The organism is Vibrio sp. Vb1729 (assembly GCF_033338655.1).
GTDB lineage: Bacteria > Pseudomonadota > Gammaproteobacteria > Enterobacterales > Vibrionaceae > Vibrio > Vibrio alginolyticus.
In genome coordinates, this window is record NZ_JAWOTB010000002.1 from 1 (window position 1) to 21,833 (window position 21,833).

Here is a 21,833-nt window from a genome sequence, read left to right on the forward strand (position 1 = left end):
TTTATAGGACACACAAATACCTAAAGTGAATACTAGTTATCACGGCAATAAGCAGTAAGCATGCCATTAACTTTCTTCTGCAAAATCAGCTAGGTAGGATGATAGTAGTGTATGCCGATACAATTTTTTATTTATCGAGCCAAAAAGTTGGGTATAAATCCAAGAAGTTGGTCGGTGTTGGCTGTGGTCTTTGTGTACGGTCGCTGTTTAGCTGAAGCGATACATATGGTGTTTTTACCCGTGAACACATTCGTAGTGGGCACGTTGTGGATGTAATAGTTCTAAGAAGTCTTTGCCCCATTATAAGACAGAGTAAATACTCATTCATATCCTGTTAGTTGGTTTTTTCCTTACTAAAAGTAATCCATTCTCTAATGCTATTGTTGTTAATCCTCGTGTTGTATTACGGGGGCTCTTAAGTTATCAACATCGTACACAGAACCACCATGTTGTATTTATTCAACATGGTGCATTTAGAAAGAACGTCTTCCCCCAACGGTATCCTTAAACCTTGCTCGAGGAGCTTTGCCATCCATCATCCGTTTAAGGTTCGCAGGTATAAATTGACTTGAATCGAGAGTTTGCCAACTTGCTTCACCGTTTTCTTCTGGCGTCCAATTGATGGTTGGTACGTTATCTTCAATCGCAATGGACAAAATATTGAGTTCACCGAGAGCAACCATAAGGTTCTGACACAAGAGGATTTTGAGCGGATTTTAGAGCAGGCTGAGGAATGGGAATGGGAAAAGGCGTCATTGTGACGCCTTTTATTTTTTACTCTTTGAAGCAAGGAAGCCCCTGCTCTTGGTACCACCTTTTAATTTCATTAACAACTCCCTCTGGCGAGTCATCTTGATCAGGTTTAGGCCAAAATATTAGGTCGGTCCCATCAGGGTGTTTAACAATTTCTGAAAAATGTAAGATAAGTTTGTCCTCCTCACTTTCAGGTAAATCGTTATCACATATTGTGCTGACAAAATCTTTAAATTCAGCAAATGTATACTCGGAAATATTATTTTTTAACTTCATTTAATTCTTACCAAAGTGGATTCTCTTGTGATGTTTAGGAGTAACGACTGCAAGGTTATCAACATGGAAAACAGCTCCCCCCTTAGATATCTCATGTTGGTGATGGATCTCATATCTGATCATTTTTCCATAGTGTTCACCTTTTGGAGCTATAGGAGATTTACCGGAACTAATTTTCTTTTGGTTCGTTCTGTTGAATTGCGCCATAAGCACACTATCTTTAGAAACCTCTATCCAGAAAGCTTTTCGGAACGCATCAAAATTACTAAATTCTTTCCCTCTCAGCTTATCAGCTATTTGAGAGGGTATTGGGGCTCCTAAGTCCTTACCTGCACCTGCCAACCAAATGCCAAAGATATCTTCGCCTTTCCCGGTAACGACTCCGGGCTTATCTCTCGGGCTTTCTTTGTAAACCACATAGAGCGGAGCAATACCTGAGCTTTCAGGGAATACCAAGATCGCATCGCGCCAGTCTTTCTCTTCTGGCGCAGGCGTAACGGTGACGTTAGCATCGCTATCCGAGTGGATTGGCGTGACCAGTATATCGTCTTTTTCAAACCCATCACTATGATCGGGGGTAGTTTGCCAACTTGCTTCACCGTTTTCTTCTGGTGTCCAATAGATGGTTGGTCCGTTCTCCTCAATCGCAACGGACAGCTGGCTATTATTTCCCTGTTTCACGTATTTGATGGGGATGCGCGTGTCGTCTACATGATAGCCCTGCACGTGCGGATAAAACTCCCCATCTTGGGGCTCGGTAATGTGGACACGAACACGGCTTTGCGCCGTGGTCACTTGGCGTAAATCTTGGTCTGTATATTGGGTGTTATCGCCAAACAAGCTTTGCTGCATGGCAAACAAAGCGCCAATGCCTTCTACTTGCCAGCGGTAGCCCTCAACTATCTTATCTTTCAATGTGCCGGCCAGTTTATCCAACTGCATCGCCGCAGTTTGGGTTTGTTGCGTTTGCTCTGGTGAGCCAGCGACAGCGGCGGAACTTCCCATGGCCATTTGTGCTTGTGTTGCTTGAATGGCGGGTATGACAGCAGCTGGGGTCGCATTCGCTTGCGCAAAGAAGAATGACCAAGGCCCGAAGTTACTGATTGACTCTTGTTGGTCGCCAATTTCAATACACCCTTCTGGCCTGATGCAGGATTTAGCGAACACGAGCGAGCTTGTGGCGTCTTTTAAGTTAAGGATGGCGACATCACCTTCTACAAAATCGGCAGCGTTGATAGCTCGATATTTGGTCAACCCAAGTAAAGGATCGCTGTGCTGGTAATGACTGTTGCGGATGTTGTTGTAGGTTTGCGGGTGCAGAGGCGGAAAAGTGTTCTTTTTGTCTGGTGCTTGTTGTTGCTGTGCTTCAGCAACAACAATTTCATCACCAATTGCGAGTGATAGAGGGTCGGCCTCAAACACTGGGTTAAGCGAGAGCAAGGCTTTAGCTCCCATACCATACCGTTCAGCTATGCTCTGCCAGGTTTCCCCCGCAACTACGATGTGCGTTGCTGCGGTTTGTTCTGCTTCCGCTTCATCGTTGTAATCTTCTGCGCGTGCTTCTTCCGGCTGTTTACCTGCATCAAACAGTGCAGGAATATCCAACTTTATCCCGTTTTCGCTCAGCCAATCTTCACTAAGATTATCGAGCTCTTCACGCGTGATTTGGCGCTCAAGATAAATGATGTATTGGTTCTCAAGGACTTGGTTGGCCAACTTCCAATACACCAAAATAGCGCTTTGATCCTTGGTAAAACCGCGCTCGTCATTGAGCGTCTCTTGTGTCGATCGCGTAGCGTAAAATGCCCATTTTTCTTGTCCGAGAATTTTGTACTCTTGGACCAGTTCACCATCATTAAAGTGGTAGTAATAGCCCTCTGTCGGCAAGCCTAGGCGTTCGCCCAATCGCACAGCCGGAACGACAGGTATAAAACCTTCCTCAGTTTTATGGCTGCCGGCTTTTTGTAGTGTGATTGATTCCAATGGTGTCAGCCCGAGATTGTCGTCAGCGATGTGGATATTTAAACGCTTTGGCTCATCAAACACACATAACGCTGTGTAGCGGGTACCTTGCTCGGTATTGGCTTGCTCCCAGCGGGTTACCGCGTTCTCTTTTTCAGTTTTCGCTAAAGCAAAGTCATTGTGCACCATTTTCTTTATGGTGGCATCCGAGCAGCCGACTTCGAAGCTGTACTCAAATTCCTTGGTGATTTCCTCTTCACTTTCGACTGCGATCGGCTGTGGCGTATAAGCTCGTTCGAGTGCCGCGGTCTCTCCAATACGTGTGCTGTATCCTCCCGTTGCTCTGGAGATTTTCGTCTTTGCTAACAACTCCTCAGCCGCATCATCCGAAAATGCAGAGATAACCTCAGAGTTCAGCCGCCATGTTTTAGGACCAATTGGGTCGTTGTAACTCAGAAGTGCGGGAATTTGAGGTGTATCACTCACGAGTACGAGCTTACCCTCGTGGAGGTGGTGTTTTAGCTGATCAAAGGTAAGATGAGCAGGAATGGCAGAGGCGATATCTGCTTCCGCGAGGTTGTGGAAGTTGCCCTCTATCAACCCGAATTCATGGGACATTACTTCCGACAGTGGAAGGGTTTTATACGACACACAAATACCTAAAGTAAAAGCCAAATATCACGTCAAAAAGCGAGAAGCGTGCCATTTAATTTTTTAATAAAATCAATTGTTTGGAATAATAGTAATGTACGTCTATCCAATTTTTTGGTTATGGTGCCAATAAATTGGATATAAATCCAAGAAGTTGGTCGGTGTTGGCTGTGGCCTTTGTGTACGGAATCTGTTTAGTTGAAGCGATACATATGGTGTTTTTTCCCGTGAACACATTCGTAGTGGGCACGTTGTGGATGTAATAGTTCTAAGAAGGTTTTGCCCCAAAATTCGTTAGGTTAAATACCCTATAAAGTTAAAGAGCCTGCGTTTACCCTACAAAAAGTCATTTAGTAGAATGAAACTTTCACGATTTGGGCCTTTTATATGTATGTTTTGCTTGTCAAAGCGTCCGTTTTAGTAGCGAAACTAGCTAAACAACTTGTTGGAAGTGGACTAACTGCGGAAAGTATTGCTACCTTACGTTTATCTCAAAATAAAGCTGACTACCTGTGAACGCTTTTATGCGTTGGTAGAGGGTATTTGACGGTCTTAATAAAATACGGGAACAGCCATGACATTATCAAGAACAAGGCTCATGAAAGCAACAGCTCAAATTCTTGGCACTTTACTCTGTTTAGCCTTTCTTACTGGCTGTGAACGAGCAACGGAAGGGTTGCAATATGCCAAAAATCGTGATGGTTCAGATGACAAGTCAATACTTATTGGCTACAACGGTAACGACACAGATGTCGTCATCCCAGATTCGGTCGAACTTATTAATGGGGGGACATTTTATGACAAGCAGCTCACCAGCGTGGTCATCCCAAAATCGGTTACTATAATTGGAAGACAGGCATTTGAAAAAAATAAACTTACTAATGTGGTTATACCAGATTCGGTGACCTCCATTGGGGAGCGGGCGTTCGCTAAAAATAATCTCACTAGCGTTACTATTCCTGATTCAGTGACCTTCATTGGGGAGCGGGCATTTAATAAAAATGCAATATCAATAGTTAACAATGTCCCATCAGATGGTATTATTTTTGCTCGTAATGATGATGGCACTGAAAACAAAAAGATCATAATTTCCTATGGTGGAGCAAGAAAAGAGATTGCTATACCAGATTCGGTGATTACTGTTGATAGTTGGATGTTTGCTGAAAGTCAGCTCACCAGAGTTACTATTCCTGATTCGGTGACCTCCATTGGGGAGCGGGCGTTCGCTAAAAATAATCTCACCAGCGTGACTATCTCAGATTCGGTGACAGCTATTGAGTACGAGGCATTTCATGACAACCAGCTCACCAGCGTTACTATTCCCGATTCAGTGACCTCCATTGGGGAGCGGGCATTTTCTGACAACCAGCTCACCAGCGTTACTATTCCTGATTCAGTGACCTCCATTGGGGAGCGGGCATTTAATAAAAATGCAATATCAATAGTTAACAATGTCCCATCAGATGGTTTTATTTTTGCTCGTAATGATGATGGCACTGATAACAAAAAGATAATAATTTCCTATGGTGGAGTAAGAAAGGAGATTGTTATTCCTGACTCGGTGACCACAATTGGAAAGTATGCGTTTTCTTCTAACAATCTCACCAGCGTAACCATCCCAAATTCGGTGACCACAATTGGAAATAGTGCGTTTTCTTTAAACAACCTTACCAGCGTAACCATCCCAAATTCGGTGACCACAATTGGAAATAGTGCGTTTTCTATAAACAACCTTACCAGCGTAACCATCCCAAATTCGGTGACCACAATTGGAGAGCATGCGTTTGGAGTGAATCAGCTCACCAGAGTGACAATCCCAGACTCGGTGACCTCCCTTGGTAACAGTGTGTTCGCTGATAATATGCTCACCAGCGTAATTCTCCCTGATACATTGACCTCGATAGGGAAGCGGGCGTTTGCTAATAACAGGCTCACTGATGTGGTTATACCAGATTCGGTGACCACCATTGAAACTAGGGCGTTTAAAGGCAATCAGCTCACTGATGTGGTTATACCAGATTTGGTGACCACCATTGGAAGTGATGCGTTTAATGGCAATCAGCTCACCAGTGTGGTTATACCAGACTCTGTGACCATCATTGGATATGGGGCGTTTCTTAACAACCAGCTCACCAGCGTGGTTATACCAGATTCGGTGACCACCATTCACAATTCTGCGTTTATGAACAACAAGCTCACCAGTGTGGTTATACCAGACTCTGTGACCACCATTGGAAGTGATGCGTTTTATAACAACCAGCTCACCAGCGTGACTCTCCCAGCTACGGTGTCTTCTCATTGGGCAGCGCCGTTTGATATTGGTGTAAAAATTAATGGAAATTAACAGTTTACAACTTATCTCAAGTGCTTTACAGAATCTAGAGATATGCCTTTCCCCTACTAAAAGTTATCTGAAACTAGCAATTGTCAAAACTAAACGGTGCTGTGTGACCCAACCCTTTTAATGGTTGCTATCTTATTGATTTATCGTTGAAGATTAAAAAAGAAAGAAGGCATTATTTCGCCATGGAATACGGACAATCGCAGTATAGAAAGCGTTAGCTGCAATCAGTATATAACGAGTATTATCGAAAATAATGTCTATGGGTTTAATCGGCACATAACAAGGCCTTAAAGTCGGATTCGTAACAGTTGGCTCGATTCCGCTTCGCTTCACATTATAGCCAACAATTACTCACCGTTTAAGGCTGCGTTAAGCGCTTACCAGAGATCACATAAACATAACTAGGAGTAATGATGAACAAAGAACAGGCTAAAAAACACATTGAAGAGAATCTGAATGACGGGGACTCGCTAATAGGTTTTTTTCAGGCTGTAAGCCCACCAAATATTTGGCTATTCTTACTGATTGGCCCTCTTTTCATTCTAAGCATGAGAACATACTTCTTAGCTGTTACTGAGAAAGGTGTATCTTTCCACAAATTGAGCTTGTTAGGTAAATTTAAGGAGCATGATTTTTTTGACTTTGGTGACATTGAAAGCGTAAAAATAGGAAAAGGGCTATTACAAAGGCCTATGAAATTCACATTCAAAAACAACCGAAAGATTAAAGTAAAAGCACAATTAAAGGGAGTAGAAAAGGTCGCAAAATTGTTGCCGGAAGTTCAAGAACATATTGAGAGCAATATACCTTTAGTCCAATGATTATATTTCTTATCGCAGTTGTGACTTATGTCGGCTTATTGATTTTCATAAAGCCTGCTCCGAGTAGTTTGAAGGCTGTTCCAATTACCTATAGTGAAAACTTTAAATTTGTTTGGGCTTCTATATGTTCAGGGGTTGTAATTCTTTTTATATTTCTTCTGACAACAAACTTTGGTTTCATTTCCGTAGATGAGAGCCTGTATCGAACGTTCGCACTGAGTAATGACATTGATCAGTTTTTAAAGTGGCCGTTACAGTCAGTATCGCACTTATTTATCCATGGTAACCTGATTCATCTCACTGCAAATGTTATTGGCTTAGGTCTAGCATCTGCTTATGAACGCAGGGTTGGAGCCAAGAGGTATTTGGCAGTACTTCTTGTGAGCGGCTTGGCATCTATACCATCTATACTATTCTATTCGGAAAATATTCTAGTCTGCGGGATATCGGGTGGTGTTTTCGGACTGGCAGCTGCTTATTTTACAGATGAAGAGGAATTAACCACCAAGGAGTGGCTTTTAGCGATTTCACTGTTCCTGGTTTTGGCAATAGTGCTTGCCCTAGATTCAGAGTTCAAAGGTGGTTCTAATAAAGCGTTAGATATGAAAATTGATCACATTGGCCATTTTTTGGGAGCATTAGGCGCAATTTTGTATTGCCGCTTAAAGCCACTGCGCTTAACAAGGGCAAGCACCGGAAAAATAAAAGCTCCGGCTTCACCTCCACTTTAATTTTCCGGTGTTGCCGGCGTTAGGTAGCTTGAGAATAGAATCTTGTTCAAAGTTAGAAGAGCTGAACTACATTGGAAACATGAATGAATCTGACTTAAAAACAACGCTCTCTGTTTATAACGAAATGGATTCGGCGAAGCTCACAGAGGAAGAATTGGTTTTTATAAAAGAACTCGATAAACGCCTTCAAAACTACAATCTAGAGACTGATTTATTGCTCATATACGAAAAGTTGAAAGTAGAACAAAAGAAGTGAAGTAACAAGAAGCATAATACAAGAGGTGGTTTTAACCACCTTTTCTTCGCATGGTATTAGAGAAGGAAATATAAACGCTAGATAAGAGGTAGATGGTAGCCCTATGAACAAGCTACCAATTCTGGCATTTGTCGGAAGGTCCACAAAAAGAAATAAGCCTATAGCGTACAAAAAAAATGTTACGCTAATCAATATATTATCTATTTCCATTTCTATTTGTTTCCAGAACAAAAAAACTATTAAAAATGGTAAAAAAATGAGTTCCATTTATATCTCCCCCTTCATATAAAAGATTATTGTATCACTATTTAATTACTAATTTAGTAAAATCGCTGGCAAGCCATTATCCAACTTTTAGTTAGCTGGTGAAGGTCGGTCATGGGGGTGATGATAATTTTCCAAAGCTTCTCAGATTGAACTTTTATCCATGGTACTTTCAAGCTAGAAAGTGTCAAAATATGAGTTATTGGTCATAAACAACTCGTTGGAGTATGCACTCACATGCTTAACAATATTATCTCTGCAAACTCTGCTTTATTGTGTTGTGTTTTTTCGCCCACTTTCTCAACCTCTGGAAGTGGGCTTTTTCATTTTCCCATACCTCAAGTTATTCATGTTTTACTAATGTTCAAATTTCCGAAACTCATTTGTGTCCAACTCTGAGTTATGCGGGGTGATAATGTTCTAGTACTTGCTCTATGCGAGAGGTTCGTATCCAGCAATTTCCGGTAGACAAAACATTTCTCTAGACCTCGCTCTGTCGAGCCATTCGAATGCTTCAGTGACACCATACGCCTCAACTAGAAACTCAGCTAGTTCATCATAAAGCAACGCAAAAAGACTCATCACGAGGTTGTCAAAGTAGTTTGTCTTGTCTGCGATATGCATGAAGTTCTCCCAAACATCAGCATTCCTGCTATTGAATGCTGCCTGTGCGTCTATTAGCTCTCTAGCATAGATTGTTACGTAGGTTTCAGAAAACTTCTTATCGTAACCAAAGTAGAAGAGAGCATTTAACCCAGCTAGTTTTTCCGGCGTGAGGTGTCCATCCACACGCTCCCAGAAGTTTTGCTTAAGCTCATTGTCTCGATATATGGATTCTAATATTGAGTTGATATCCGGATTTGTATCGCTTAAGTCAAGCTCAGTGCGCCTATTAAGTATTTGGGGATGCAGTTCCATCCAGAAATCTAGGAACCAAAGTAAGTCATTCTCGTCCAATCCTTTTAGGGGCAATGGCGCATCTATTCTATAAGCAAGTTCGTAATTAGATTGAATGATATTTATAGCACAAGATAGGTCTCGACTGCCGAGTGAATACTTGTCTCTTAGGGTTAGTTTGGTTTCTCTAAATGATTCGTTCACCCATACTGCTCTGGGGGGCAAGTCGTTAGCCAATGAGAATAACTGACACCTCGATAGTTTCTTGGTGAAGGTGTTTAGCGAATACTCTTCGGTTAGGTATTCCGTTAGCCTTAAGAGGCTATCCAAGCCTTGTTCAAGTGCATTAAACTTTGCCTTGAGTACAACAAAGTTGATTATTTGCACCTCAGTTAGATGCCGTTGGCTATCGATATCGAAAGCGTACCTAAAGGTTTGTCCGGTGGCATCAATCTCGGCAACGTCAAGAATAGTCGGTTCTATTTGGGCATTCACGTTCTTGTAGCGCATATCGATGTTTTCGGATGTACCTTTGAAGAACGCCCATATATTGCCTAGGTCATGAGAGCCAGAATAGTTAAACTCGACTTCTACACTTATCATTTTCCCAATGGTTTCCAATGCTTCTATTGCTCCTTTTAGACGTAACTCTATTGAATGACGCATATTGAAACAAACAGGGTAAACCATCTCATCTACGCTCAAGTCGATATCCCTCGTTTTTAGGACTTGGTCTATGATGAGGTTGGCTGCCTTTGAGAAGCCCATGGCATACTCCACATAACTCGGTGAGCCGTTATCACCAACACAAGCGTTAGCCCAAGCTGGCTCACCACCACAGAATGTAGCGTTATTTTTCCTCATGCTTTGAATTCCCGTTAAACGTGATTGATGCGAGCTGTACTGCTACTAATGATGCCTAAAACAAATTCCATCAGCAAAGAAAAATCATAGAGTTAAGTAAATAAGAAACTTATGGGTGCAGGTCTTTCTTCTTATCAGTGTTTGGCATACCTGATTTAATTTATTGCAATTTATCTTTTGCTAATTTAGCAAGGTCACTGGTTTAGTTCTGTCCAAGGACGTGTTGACGTCCATCTCGACAAACACGTCCTTGCCCCAAAATAAGCTAGAACAAATACTCTAAAAAATTTGGTGCTTGCGTTTCACCCTACGAAAAGTTATCCGATAGAATGTAACCCAACACTATTGAGCCTTCATTGTGTTTGTTTAATCTGTCAAACTTCCTATTTAATTGGTTAAATCGTCAGGTTATCTTGTTGAGGATAATAAATTACTGAAAATATTGTTATTATCCTTCTTATTCATCAGTAAAACCGACTTCTATGAGATATGAATCCGCTCCTGTAACCCCTGTAGAAAGGCCAAAAACCACTAGAGAAAGAGCAGCTCACCAACGCCGAGAGCGTCAGGAAGAGCTGAGATATACCGCGAGCGATGAAAAACGATGGGCTGAAAATAGAGAGCGCGTTCTTGCTGAACGAAAACCTGCTCAACAAGCGTACGACCTTACGAAAGAAGAATGGAATAAGGACTTACAGGATCAAGCGAAAGAATACCAGTGGGACACCTCACAGCAAGAGAACGTCAGTATTGCCGTACTAACAGTTGAAGAAGCCAACGAGTATTTAGATTTGCTCATCAAAGACACACACGGTCAGCTTTCTACAGGTAAGGACTACACTGGCGTTGGCGTAGGACTCAAAGGGGCTTATGAAGTCGCTAAAGAGCTTGGTGGATGGGGAGCAACCGCCAAAGCCGTCAATATCAATGGTGTAATGAATATTGTGGTTGAGAACTACAAGCCTCGATATTTAGATCTCGGTATCCGTTGGCAACAAGCAACGCCTAAAATGCTTAAGATTGGTCACGCATTGAATACTGTCCAAGGTAATGTCCGTTTTTTGAGAGGCAACATCTATTTAGAGTTTGTGTTTAGTAGTGCGGTCAATGCGGTTGATTACATGCTGCACGATGAGAAGACGCTAAGCGAAGTCGTAGGCCAACTTACGGCGGATGTTGCTAAAGGTGTAGTTGCTGGCGTGGCCGCTCAGGGAGTGCTTTTGGTTGCTCGTGCTGGTGCTGGGATTTTGTTTGGGTTTTCTTTACCTGCCGCAGTTGGGTTAGGTTTGTTTGTTTATTCAGCATTTAAGATCGGTGGATATGTATCGGAATTAGATAATAAGTACAAATTCACTAAGCCAATGAAAGAAACTGTAGAGGCATTAATTGACTGATCATGTTAGATTTTTTAAAGAAACTTACATTTTTAATATTTTTTACAGGATTTGCGTTATGGTGCGGGTTGGGAGCTTATAATTTAATTCATACTGTAGAAAATGTAGGAATTAACCCCGTAATCAGAGTATCGGGATACCTTAACAATACGTCGTCATTTGTATTGTTTGGTTTTTTTCTTCCTTCTATCCCAATGGGATTACTCAACATTGCCAATGGGATTCAACTACCAAAGTTAACTCTGAGATTAATGCTATTCGGAGCATTAATCTTTGCTTTAATCGGACACTATTTCGATACCTCGTTAAGAAAAGGTATAGAAACGTCAAACTACATCGAATGTACATCTAAGCGAGAACTTACATTGAAGCACTCAAGCCGTATTTATGTTCTTCCACCTGCAAAGTGCGATGATTTAACTTAAAGACTTTTTACTGCGAACCCAGCCAATACTTTTTCTGGTGCGATGTTATTCATCGCATCAGGACTTCATAAGTAAACTTACCATACCTGTAGTTATTGATAGTTTGCTAATCTAACAAAGTCACTAGCAAGCTTTTGTCCAGAAACGTGTTTCATCGAGTGAGCAAGAAAAATTATAAATGCCTAGTGAGCAGTGCGAGCGTAAGGAGTGGCTTTATTATTTTACTACCATTCCCCTTAAATACCCTTTTGGCAAGGTGATGGTTTCACGCAGTGAGGCCATCACCTTGCTAAGCCTTCAGGGATAAAAAAGCGTACACACCAATATACATAGTATGTACGCCTTTCATATTGAAAATAAGCATTGCCAGTAAGGGGCTACCACTCACTCTTTCATAAATAGACATGGTTTTTACTGTATACTTAGCGCTGCACCCTTTTTTTGGTTTAGTTGAACCCAACTACACACGGTTTTGCGCGTAAGCGGCTAACTCATCCATTGAGGTTTGTGCAGCAACTTCACCATCAATGTAGTAAGTAACAAACTCACCATCGCGTACACCCATGAGTGTCGCCTTTTCACCGTTGCTGTAAGTAATATCCATTTGAACAGTGTTCTCATCGATTTGCTGCATTCGCCCCTGCTCAATGACACGGTTATACGCTAATGGTGCAATTGGTGCCGTCGTTAACGATTTATCTAACTGGTGATTGACATCAATGTAAGTATCTACCTTTGTATCGAAGATATGTGGCTTACCATTTAACGGGTTCTTACCCGTCCAAAATTCTAGAGAGTTAAACACGATATAATCCGCTGCGATCGCGACACCATAAACAGGCGCTAAAAGCATATTTAGGCCACCTCGAGCGTAACGGTTGTCAACAGCTTTCAAGTTAAACCCCATGACATAACCTGTCACGGCATTACTACCTACGCAACCTGAAAGTGAAACTGCTACCGCAGTCAATGCACCAATTTTAGCAATTGCCTTTTTCATCAAAACCTCTAGTTAGAAAGTGTGAAACCTCAAATTCGGCGCGGATATTATCGGATAAAAAGTAGGGTTAAAAGTCCGTTTTTTTGTCCTCCATGAACAGTATTATTTTTAATACAGTCACATTTTTTAAGGCTATTATTGCGCTCTCTTCTCTATGTCTTGTTATGTATTAAACTGATAGAAAAGATCATATTGAAAACAAAAACTTCACACATACCAAAATTTCACGCATGACGATTAAAGTAATTTGTCGTGTCCTTAATGAGAATGATTAGTGCGATTTTGCAGCAATTGTTACATTGCTGATGACGCATTTGACAGAGATGGTTTATGGCCAGAAGTAAAAAAAGCAAAGTGTTTGAGCTCTTAGGACATCAAATACAACCAGGACAACGATTAGAGATCGAATTTGAAGCAGCGAAGCTATATACACATTCGCCTTTATCTATTCCTGTGGAAATCATCCATGGGAAACAAGAAGGACCAGTGTTAATGGTGAATGCTGCTATCCATGGTGATGAGCTTAATGGCGTAGAAATCGTTCGTCAGATCATTAACCAACTGGATCCACAAAAACTGAAAGGCACTGTCATTGCAGTACCTATCGTTAACGTTTTTGGTTTCATCCATAAATCTCGTTACTTGCCCGACCGACGAGATCTCAACCGTTGCTTTCCTGGCAGTGAAAAAGGCGCACTTGCATCTCGTATGGCACACGGGTTCTTTAACAACATTGCCAAGCGTTGTGACTACATTTTGGATCTACACACAGGGGCAATTCATCGCACGAACTTGCCACAGATCCGCGCAAACTTAAGCAACCCAGAAACTCTGCGTATTGCTCAAGCATTTGCAACGCCAGTGATTGTTGATTCAGCATTGCGTGATGGCTCTTTACGCAGTGAAGCAGAAAAATGTGATATTCCAGTGCTCACCTACGAGGCTGGCGAAGCATTGCGCTTTGATCCACTTTCGATCAGCGCTGGTGTGTTCGGGGTTCGGCGCGTAATGCAAGCCATTGGTATGTTGCGAGCGAGCAGGAAAAAGCTGCCTGAGCCTATCATAGCGAAGTCCACCAGCTGGGTTCGCGCGTCAGGTAACGGCATTTTGCGTACTGTCGTTAATCTGGGAGACAAAGTAGAACAGGGTGAAACGCTCGCTTATATTAGCTCTCCTCTTGGTCATGATGAGATAGAACTAAAAGCCCCGAAGCGTGGTTTAGTTATCGGTCAACAAACATTACCATTGGTGAACGAAGGCGATGCAATTTTCCACCTTGCCTATTTTAACCAAGGTGATAATGCTTTAGAGCAAGCAGTCGAAAGCTATATTGAAGGCCTCACTGAATTCGATGCCGAGCCGCTGACCACCGGACAGATACCGTTAGAAACTCAGTAATTCCTACCAAGTAGGCGCCTGATTAGCTCAAAAGGAGCAACAGTGCTCGCACTATCTTGTTTAAAGCCAATAAGCTCAGCGTCCATGATGCTGGGCTTTTTGTTTTATGTACGCTAACGATACTCATCGCAGTTTCCACGAATGGATAAAAAACTTTACAATCCGTCGCAAAAACACATTTGATAATTAATCTCATTATCATTTATTAATCGTAATAATGTTCTTATAATCCGAGCTTCATAAAAACACTATAAATCATCAATATGAAACGATTAAAAAGTCATCCATTCAAAGTAAATCTCATTTCACTGGCTTTGCTCTTCCCTCTTTATTCATATGCCGAGACAGCGCCAAATGAAGAGCTTGAAGTCATAGGCGTTCGTTATGCCAAACCTATTACCATTGCTGAGCCTGCGCAAACCACCATTAATTGGTCAGAGATTGAAGAGCAACAGTACTCTAATTTTGCCTCAATGATCGATGCCGTTCCCGGTGCATCAATAGATGGTGGCGGTCGTTCTGGTGGCGAACGTATTAACATTCGTGGTTTTGATGATCCAAGCGATATCGCCGTCTTTGTCGATGGCGCTCCAATTGGCTTTCAACAATACCGCTACGGTACCTTCTTTTTTGATCCGTTCTTAATTGGCGAAGCAGAAATTATCAAGGGCGCGCACGACTATCGAGCACTCAACGGGAAGTTTGGTGGCTCCATTCGCATTAAAACCAAAAGTGTCGATGATCTCCTGTACGGCGAAAGAAACTTTGGTGCCCGCATCTCAAGTGCATACAACACCAACGGCGATGAGAACGCCTACACGCTAACACTCTATGGTAAAAACGATACTGGTTTTTATTTTCTAGCGAATGGCTCGGTAAAAGATTCTGATGACATTAAAGTCGGAGGTGGTGAAACGCTAGATTACTCAGGTTATGAGCAAGAAAACATGCTCGTAAAGGTCGGTTATGAAAACAACGATCACGAGTTTGAAATTAGCCACACTCGCTACAAAGATGAAGGTCGTAAACCTTGGGCTAACCGCCGCGGAAAAATGCCTAACATCACCGAATACAATATCAAGAAATACGGCTCATTAGAAAAAGCCCAATACGCTTACACCGTCGATAACAAATACACGGACAACACCACAACCATCTCTTACCACTACATGCCGACTAACCCGTATATTGATTTCAATATCAAAATGGCACGTTCCGAAAACGATCGTCATTGGGTTCGCCCTGACGTAGCATTCGAGAAAATGTTCGTTTCTGTTGGCAGTTACGGTCATGAGTCATGGCTGAGTTACGAGCGTGACTACGTTGATGTGTTTAACCAAGCGCAATTCGGAGACCACACTCTAGTCACTGGGCTTCAATATCAAAAAACCGATAGAGACTCGTTGGTATTCAACGCATCATACGACAGTAATGAAGCGAAAAACTACGGTTGGTACACCCCTTACTACGAACCATCTGGCACGCAGTCAATTTATGCCGCTTACATTGCTGATCACTATCAAGCAACAGACCGCCTAACAATCACACCTTCTCTGCGTTACGAATACATCAAGAGTGAAGGAAAAGGGAACGCAGCGCCGGATTATAATGATCCAGCTGCCGGACATAACTACGGTGAAACGACGCATAAAGGCTTTAGCCCACGTTTGGATATCGACTTTGATGCGAGCAATAATACGCGTTTAAACGCCTCCTACGCCTACGCTTTAAAAGCACCAACCGTTGATAACATCTACTCAGTGCAATATGCGCGAGCTACCGCTACGGCTACTGCTTTGAATCTGGACGTGTCTCGTATCCATGCTTATCAAGCAAGCGTTATCAACTTAACGGAAGGGCTGGTGAACTCTCGCGATAACCTCGCAACAGAGTTAACTATGTTCTATAACGATGTTAGCGACACAGTTGATATACGAACGGGCGAAAACCTCGACAAAAATACTACTGAGTTACAAAGCTGGAATACAAACCTAGATGGCTTTAAAAACTATGGCTTTGAGCTAATTTCACAATACCGGATTGAAGATTTCTACAGTAATTTCTCAGCAAGTTACATTCGCGGCAAAAACAAAGGTAGCCTATCTGACTCTACAGGTTCAGATGATGATCATCCTGATGTACCGCCATTAAACATTAATCTGGGTTTGGGTTACGAATGGATTCCTGGTTTACGTACGGGCTGGGAAGTCCGTTGGTATGATGCGCAAACCAAAACCAAGGCAAGCGGTAATAATTTAAAAGTGAAATCGCCAAGTGAGCAATACACGCTACAAAACGCTTACGTGGTTTGGGAAATACAACAAGTCGAAGGCTTGAGCGTTGGCGCGGTTGTGAAAAACTTAACCGATCGTTACTACGAAGCATACCTATCTAATGGCGTGCCTTCGCCTGGTCGCGAAGTCAAACTGCACCTCACTTATCAATACTAACCATACCTAAAAGATGCAGGGCAGACATTAACTGCCCTGTTATATCGTATCCAATGGCCATAATTGCACGCCGTTTTATTTATCAGTATTATCATTTCCTTTTGCTTGCATACACATTATGAACAATCTAAAAACACGGCTTCTTCTGATTTGCTTCTTCCCTGTAGGTAGCCTAGCGCAAGCTTCTGAGAACATTGCAGACTACTTACAAGAACAAAGCAAGCACCAAGTTTCAGAAGATTTTTACGCACAGCCAACAGCAAATAACCTGAATCTAGATGCAAAAACTAACTCTTTAACTTGGCACGAAGATGGTAAGCCGGATCACTGTCGTTACGCCAAGCAGCCCAAAGACGTCGCAACACATTTCGACTACGGTGAAGCAAACGATCTATCTGACGGCTTACAACACTTTGATTTACCGGAAAGACATTCTGCAAAGGTCAAATCGACACATCGCACTTATGCTAATAACCCTCACCTTCTTCCTGGCAATAAACAATTTGCAGCCCCTGAAGACGGCACGTTTAGCTTGTCCGTATCGTCGGATTGTTTTTAGCCGATATAAATAAAAAATGCCCTGAGACAAAACTCAGGGCATTTTCACTATTTGTTTGATGGGTAACGTCACCATCTCACCGATTTAAACTTATTCTTCGTCAGTGTCTACTTCGGTTTCACGTGCTTTGCGGGCTTCTTCTTTACGAACTTTTGCCGCTAGTTGTTCTGCTTCACGCTCTTGACGTTGCGCTGCTTTACGCTCGTTACGAACCACTTGGTTTTGGATAAATCCAGCCAGTTCTTGTTCAGCCCAAGCTTGTGCTTTCTCTTCGCTGTCAAAGCCTGTTTCACGCTTTGATACTACAGTCTTACGAGATGTCACTTGGCGAGTGATTTCTGCGCTCCAGCCGTTACGTTTTTCAGTGACGCGGATAGCAAATTTTGGATTCTTAGACATTTCTTTCATTTCCTAAGGGATTTAGGGATCAATCAGGGATTCGGTCAACTTGATAACTCCATCTAAGCTGAGCTGTTTAACACCATCCCTTGGTAAGCGCGGTATTAGAGCATAAAAGTAATCTAAACGCTGCAAGTTTTTTACGCTAGATAATAGATGACAAAGAAGAGGCAGAACAAAGCAACGTTTCGCCAAGTCACTAGAAAGAGCGACGAAGAAAAAAGAGTGATAAGAAAAAAGAAAGCGCTGGTCTCTCAACCAACGCTTTACTTAAGCTAGATTAACCTTGGTTAATTAACCGATATTCTTACGGGCATTTTGGAACATACGCATCCAAGCGCCATTTTCACCCCAACCTTCCGGAGCCCAAGAATTTGCAACTGTGCGGAATACGCGCTCTGGGTGAGGCATCATGATAGTTACGCGACCGTCTGCTGTTGTTAAACCGGTAATCGCGTTTGGCGAACCATTCGGGTTGTTCGGGTATTGTTGTGTTGGGTTACCGAGGTTATCCACGTAACGAACCGCAACCGTACCTGATGCTTCAATCGCTGCTAGGTGCTCTGTATCACGTACTTCTACACGCCCTTCTCCGTGGGAAACCGCGATTGGCATGCGCGAACCAGCCATGCCGTCGAAGAATACAGAATCAGATTTCTGTACTTCGACTAGGCTAAAGCGCGCTTCAAAACGCTCAGATTCGTTGCGAACAAAACGTGGCCACAAGTCTGCACCAGGGATCAGTTCTTTCAAGTTCGACAGCATCTGACAGCCGTTACACACACCTAAAGAGAACGTCTCTTCACGGTTGAAGAACGCTTGGAACTGCTCACGTGCTTGTGCGTTAAACAGGATAGACTTAGCCCAACCTTCACCCGCACCTAGTACGTCGCCGTAAGAGAAGCCACCACAAGCTACTAGGCCATGGTATTCATCCAGTACCGCTTGGCCTGTTAGGATATCGCTCATATGGATGTCGGTTGCTTCAAAGCCTGCTCTGTCAAACGCTGCTGCCATTTCGACGTGGGAGTTAACGCCCTGCTCACGTAGGATTGCCATCTTAGGTTTAGCACCTTTCGCAATGTACGGTGCTGCAACGTCTTCATTTACGTCGAAGCTGAGCTTAACGTTTAGACCCGGGTCAGAGTTGTCTTTCTTAGCTTCGTGCTCTTGGTCTGCACACGCTGGGTTATCACGTAGACTTTGCATCTTATGCGTTGTTTCAGCCCAGATAACGCGTAGTTCGGTACGTGAACGTTCAAGCACAACTGCATCACCAGAAGTGATAACAAAGTCGTCTGAAGCTTCAACAGAACCAATCACATGTGAGCATGCCTCTAAGCCGTTTGCCGCCAGAGTAGATAGAACTGAATCTAGATCATCATTCTTAACTTGAACAACCGCACCTAGCTCTTCGTTAAATAGAACGGCTAGCGCATCGTCACCCAGCTCTGCGATGTTCGCTTTTACGCCACAGTGACCCGCGAACGCCATCTCAGCCAGTGTAACAAAAAGACCGCCGTCGCCTTTATCGTGGTAAGCCACTAGCTTGTCATCACGTACTAACGCTTGCATTGCATCAAAGAAGCCTTTTAGCTGCTCTGCATTATCTACGTCAGCAGGTTTGTCACCCAGCTGTTTGTATACTTGTGCCAATGCTGTCGCACCTAAGCGGTTTTTTCCGTTACCCAAGTCAACAAGAACTAGAGAGGTATCTCCTTTGTCAGTGCGTAGTTGTGGAGTCACGGTCTTACGTACGTCTTCCACACGACCAAATGCCGTGATAACTAGCGACAGTGGAGAAGTGACTTCTTTGCTCTCGCCGTTTTCTTCCCACTTGGTTTTCATCGACATGGAGTCTTTACCAACTGGGATCGTCAAACCTAACGCAGGACACAATTCTTCACCAACCGCTTTCACTGCTTCGTAAAGACCCGCATCTTCACCTGGGTGACCCGCTGGAGACATCCAGTTCGCAGACAGTTTAATGTGTTTAATATCACCGATGTCTGTTGCCGCAATGTTCGTTAGTGACTCACCAACGGCTAGGCGAGCCGATGCTCCAAAGTCTAGTAATGCCACTGGCGTGCGCTCACCCATCGACATTGCTTCGCCATGGTAAGTGTCGTAGCTTGCCGCTGTTACTGCGCAGTTTGCTACTGGTACCTGCCAAGGGCCAACCATTTGATCACGAGCAACCAGACCCGTTACTGTTCGGTCACCGATAGTAATTAGGAATGTTTTTTCTGCAACAGCAGGAAGACGAAGTACGCGATCCACCGCTTCATTAAGCTCAATACCATCACGAACAATGGCAGGGCTTTCAACTTTTAGTGTGGTTGCGTCACGGTGCATCTTCGGTGGCTTACCAAGCAGGATATCCATTGGCATATCGATTGGCGTATTGTCGAAGTGAGAATCTTCTAACGTTAGATGACGCTCTTCTGTCGCCACACCCACCACTGCATACGGTGCGCGTTCACGCTTACAGATTGCGTCGAATGCTTCCATGTTTTCTGGCGCTACCGCTAGAACGTAACGTTCCTGTGATTCGTTACACCAAATTTCCAGTGGGCTCATGCCCGGCTCATCGTTTGGTACATCGCGTAATTGGAACTTACCGCCACGCTCGCCGTCGTCGACAAGTTCAGGCAATGCGTTAGAGATACCGCCTGCACCCACATCGTGGATAAATGCGATTGGGTTGTCGTCACCTAACTGCCAACAACGGTCGATCACTTCCTGACAGCGACGTTCCATCTCTGGGTTTTCACGCTGTACTGAAGCGAAGTCCAGATCTTCTGCTGACTGACCAGATGCCATCGAAGATGCCGCACCACCACCAAGACCGATGTTCATTGCCGGACCACCAAGTACGATTAGGCTCGCACCCACTGGAATCTCTTTCTTCTGTACGTGTTCATCGCGGATGTTACCCATACCACCAGCAATCATGATTGGTTTGTGGTAACCACGAATTTCTTCACCCGCATGAGAAGTGACTTTTTCTTCGTAAGTACGGAAGTAACCCAATAGATTTGGACGACCAAATTCGTTGTTGAATGCCGCGCCGCCTAGAGGGCCTTCAAGCATGATGTCTAACGCATTCACAATACGACCCGGCTTGCCGAAGTCGGTTTCCCATGGCTGTTCAAAACCAGGAATACGTAAGTTAGAAGTTGTAAAACCAACCAGACCCGCTTTTGGCTTACCGCCGATACCCGTCGCGCCTTCGTCACGGATTTCACCGCCTGAGCCAGTCGATGCGCCCGGCCATGGAGAGATTGCCGTTGGGTGGTTGTGCGTTTCTACCTTCATCAAGATGTGCGTATCTTCATGGTGGTACGTGTATTGACGAGATTTAGGGTCAGGGAAGAAACGCCCCGCTTTAGAACCTGTCATAACGGCTGCGTTGTCTTTGTATGCAGACAGCACATAGTCAGGTGTCGTTTCAAAAGTGTTTTTGATCATTTTGAACAAAGACTTAGGTTGATCTACCCCGTCGATAGTCCAATCTGCGTTAAAAATTTTGTGGCGACAATGCTCTGAGTTCGCCTGAGCAAACATCATCAATTCAATGTCGTTTGGGTTACGCCCAAGCTTGGTAAAGTTCTCGACCAAGTAATCAATTTCATCTTCTGCGAGTGCCAAGCCAAGGGAAACGTTTGCCTCTTCAAGCGCAAGACGACCGCCAGCTAAGATATCAACATGTGCGACAGGCTTAGGCTCTGCAACAGTAAATAATGCTGATGCGGCTTCAAATTCTGTGAATACTGTTTCCATCATGCGGTCGTGAATTAACGCTTTAACAGCGTCAGCTTGAGCTTCTGAGAGAACAACTGAAGATTCGACATAATAAGCCGTACCACGCTCTAGACGTTTCACTTTATCCAGACCACAGTTAACAGCGATATCGGTAGATTTAGAAGACCAAGGCGAGATAGTGCCTGGACGAGGCGTAACAAGAAGTAGAAGACCTTCAGGCTCATGCTCTTCGATGGTTGGGCCGTAAGTTAGTAACTTTTCAAGTTTTTCTAACTCTTGGTCATCAAGGTCTGACTTTAGATCGGCAAAGTGCATAAACTCGGCATAAATGCCAGTTACGGGCAGATCTTGTTCACGACAAAGTTCCAGTAGTTTATTAACACGAAACTCAGAAAGAGCTGGGGAGCCACGCAAAATTCTCATGTGCTTAGGTCTCTTATGCAATTGATTAAGGTGATATTGGAATAAATTCAGACACTTAAAATAAGCCCTGTCGAACCTATGCCGATTCCACCTCGTCATTGCGAGCGCATTATATAGTAATTGTTTTTGTGATGTAACACCAAAAGCAACCGTTTGCGTCATTTTTTTTGTCAAATTTGAATTACAACTAAAATGTCGATA

Annotated in this window: 15 protein-coding genes; 8 read left to right on the forward strand and 7 right to left on the reverse strand. The window is 43.4% G+C overall.

Annotated elements, in window-relative coordinates; genetic code table 11:
* Nucleotides 1–473 precede the first annotated feature (473 nt).
* The 3 genes from R7E29_RS00750 to R7E29_RS00760 form a co-directional block, all read right to left on the reverse strand.
* On the reverse strand, nucleotides 474–683 hold the full coding sequence (locus R7E29_RS00750) for a hypothetical protein (RefSeq protein WP_228010021.1): 210 nt from the start codon (nucleotides 681–683) through the stop codon (nucleotides 474–476).
* 91 nt (nucleotides 684–774) lie between these two features.
* Nucleotides 775–1,029 (reverse strand): bacteriocin immunity protein, encoded by a 255-nt coding sequence (locus R7E29_RS00755; protein WP_054576354.1) that lies wholly within the window; start codon nucleotides 1,027–1,029, stop codon nucleotides 775–777.
* Complete coding sequence (locus tag R7E29_RS00760) at nucleotides 1,030–3,642, reverse strand: S-type pyocin domain-containing protein (RefSeq protein ID WP_258630631.1); 2,613 nt, start codon at nucleotides 3,640–3,642, stop codon at nucleotides 1,030–1,032.
* A 598-nt stretch (nucleotides 3,643–4,240) separates the two neighbouring features.
* Between R7E29_RS00760 and R7E29_RS00765 the strand changes: the two genes are divergently transcribed.
* From R7E29_RS00765 to R7E29_RS00775, 3 genes are all read left to right on the forward strand, one after another.
* Nucleotides 4,241–5,986 (forward strand): leucine-rich repeat domain-containing protein, encoded by a 1,746-nt coding sequence (locus R7E29_RS00765; protein ID WP_318082373.1) that lies wholly within the window; start codon nucleotides 4,241–4,243, stop codon nucleotides 5,984–5,986.
* A gap of 410 nt (nucleotides 5,987–6,396) precedes the next feature.
* Nucleotides 6,397–6,807: a hypothetical protein gene (locus tag R7E29_RS00770; protein WP_250158481.1), complete on the forward strand. Its 411-nt coding sequence runs from the start codon at nucleotides 6,397–6,399 to the stop codon at nucleotides 6,805–6,807.
* Nucleotides 6,804–7,538 (forward strand): rhomboid family intramembrane serine protease, encoded by a 735-nt coding sequence (locus tag R7E29_RS00775; RefSeq protein ID WP_054576351.1) that lies wholly within the window; start codon nucleotides 6,804–6,806, stop codon nucleotides 7,536–7,538. Before R7E29_RS00770 ends, R7E29_RS00775 begins: the two co-directional genes overlap by 4 nt.
* Nucleotides 7,539–8,490: 952 nt before the next feature.
* Here the strand turns inward: R7E29_RS00775 and R7E29_RS00780 are convergent.
* Nucleotides 8,491–9,819 (reverse strand): hypothetical protein, encoded by a 1,329-nt coding sequence (locus tag R7E29_RS00780; protein WP_213906737.1) that lies wholly within the window; start codon nucleotides 9,817–9,819, stop codon nucleotides 8,491–8,493.
* Between the two features lie 482 nt (nucleotides 9,820–10,301).
* Between R7E29_RS00780 and R7E29_RS00785 the strand changes: the two genes are divergently transcribed.
* Nucleotides 10,302–11,213 (forward strand): hypothetical protein, encoded by a 912-nt coding sequence (locus R7E29_RS00785; RefSeq protein WP_025816241.1) that lies wholly within the window; start codon nucleotides 10,302–10,304, stop codon nucleotides 11,211–11,213.
* A 2-nt stretch (nucleotides 11,214–11,215) separates the two neighbouring features.
* Nucleotides 11,216–11,638, forward strand: a complete 423-nt coding sequence (locus R7E29_RS00790; protein WP_213906735.1) for a hypothetical protein — start codon at nucleotides 11,216–11,218, stop codon at nucleotides 11,636–11,638.
* A 460-nt stretch (nucleotides 11,639–12,098) separates the two neighbouring features.
* On the opposite strand, the gene R7E29_RS00795 is transcribed toward R7E29_RS00790, so the two are convergent.
* Complete coding sequence (locus R7E29_RS00795; protein ID WP_054576938.1) at nucleotides 12,099–12,638, reverse strand: DUF3332 domain-containing protein; 540 nt, start codon at nucleotides 12,636–12,638, stop codon at nucleotides 12,099–12,101.
* Nucleotides 12,639–12,968: 330 nt separating this feature from the next.
* On the opposite strand from R7E29_RS00795, the gene R7E29_RS00800 reads away from it, so the two are divergent.
* The 3 genes from R7E29_RS00800 (at nucleotide 12,969) to R7E29_RS00810 (ending at nucleotide 17,045) form a co-directional block, all read left to right on the forward strand.
* Entirely contained in the window at nucleotides 12,969–14,036 is a 1,068-nt protein-coding gene (locus R7E29_RS00800) for a succinylglutamate desuccinylase/aspartoacylase family protein (RefSeq protein WP_054576939.1), read from the forward strand.
* A gap of 263 nt (nucleotides 14,037–14,299) precedes the next feature.
* On the forward strand, nucleotides 14,300–16,486 hold the full coding sequence (locus R7E29_RS00805) for a TonB-dependent receptor domain-containing protein (protein WP_053306531.1): 2,187 nt from the start codon (nucleotides 14,300–14,302) through the stop codon (nucleotides 16,484–16,486).
* Between the two features lie 118 nt (nucleotides 16,487–16,604).
* On the forward strand, nucleotides 16,605–17,045 hold the full coding sequence (locus tag R7E29_RS00810; RefSeq protein ID WP_005381599.1) for a hypothetical protein: 441 nt from the start codon (nucleotides 16,605–16,607) through the stop codon (nucleotides 17,043–17,045).
* A 90-nt stretch (nucleotides 17,046–17,135) separates the two neighbouring features.
* Here R7E29_RS00810 and R7E29_RS00815 read toward each other — a convergent pair whose 3' ends face one another.
* Nucleotides 17,136–17,444: a DUF3622 domain-containing protein gene (locus tag R7E29_RS00815; protein WP_025998700.1), complete on the reverse strand. Its 309-nt coding sequence runs from the start codon at nucleotides 17,442–17,444 to the stop codon at nucleotides 17,136–17,138.
* 294 nt (nucleotides 17,445–17,738) lie between these two features.
* Nucleotides 17,739–21,632, reverse strand: a complete 3,894-nt coding sequence (gene purL / locus R7E29_RS00820; protein ID WP_054576940.1) for a phosphoribosylformylglycinamidine synthase — start codon at nucleotides 21,630–21,632, stop codon at nucleotides 17,739–17,741.
* Nucleotides 21,633–21,833: the final 201 nt, after the last annotated feature.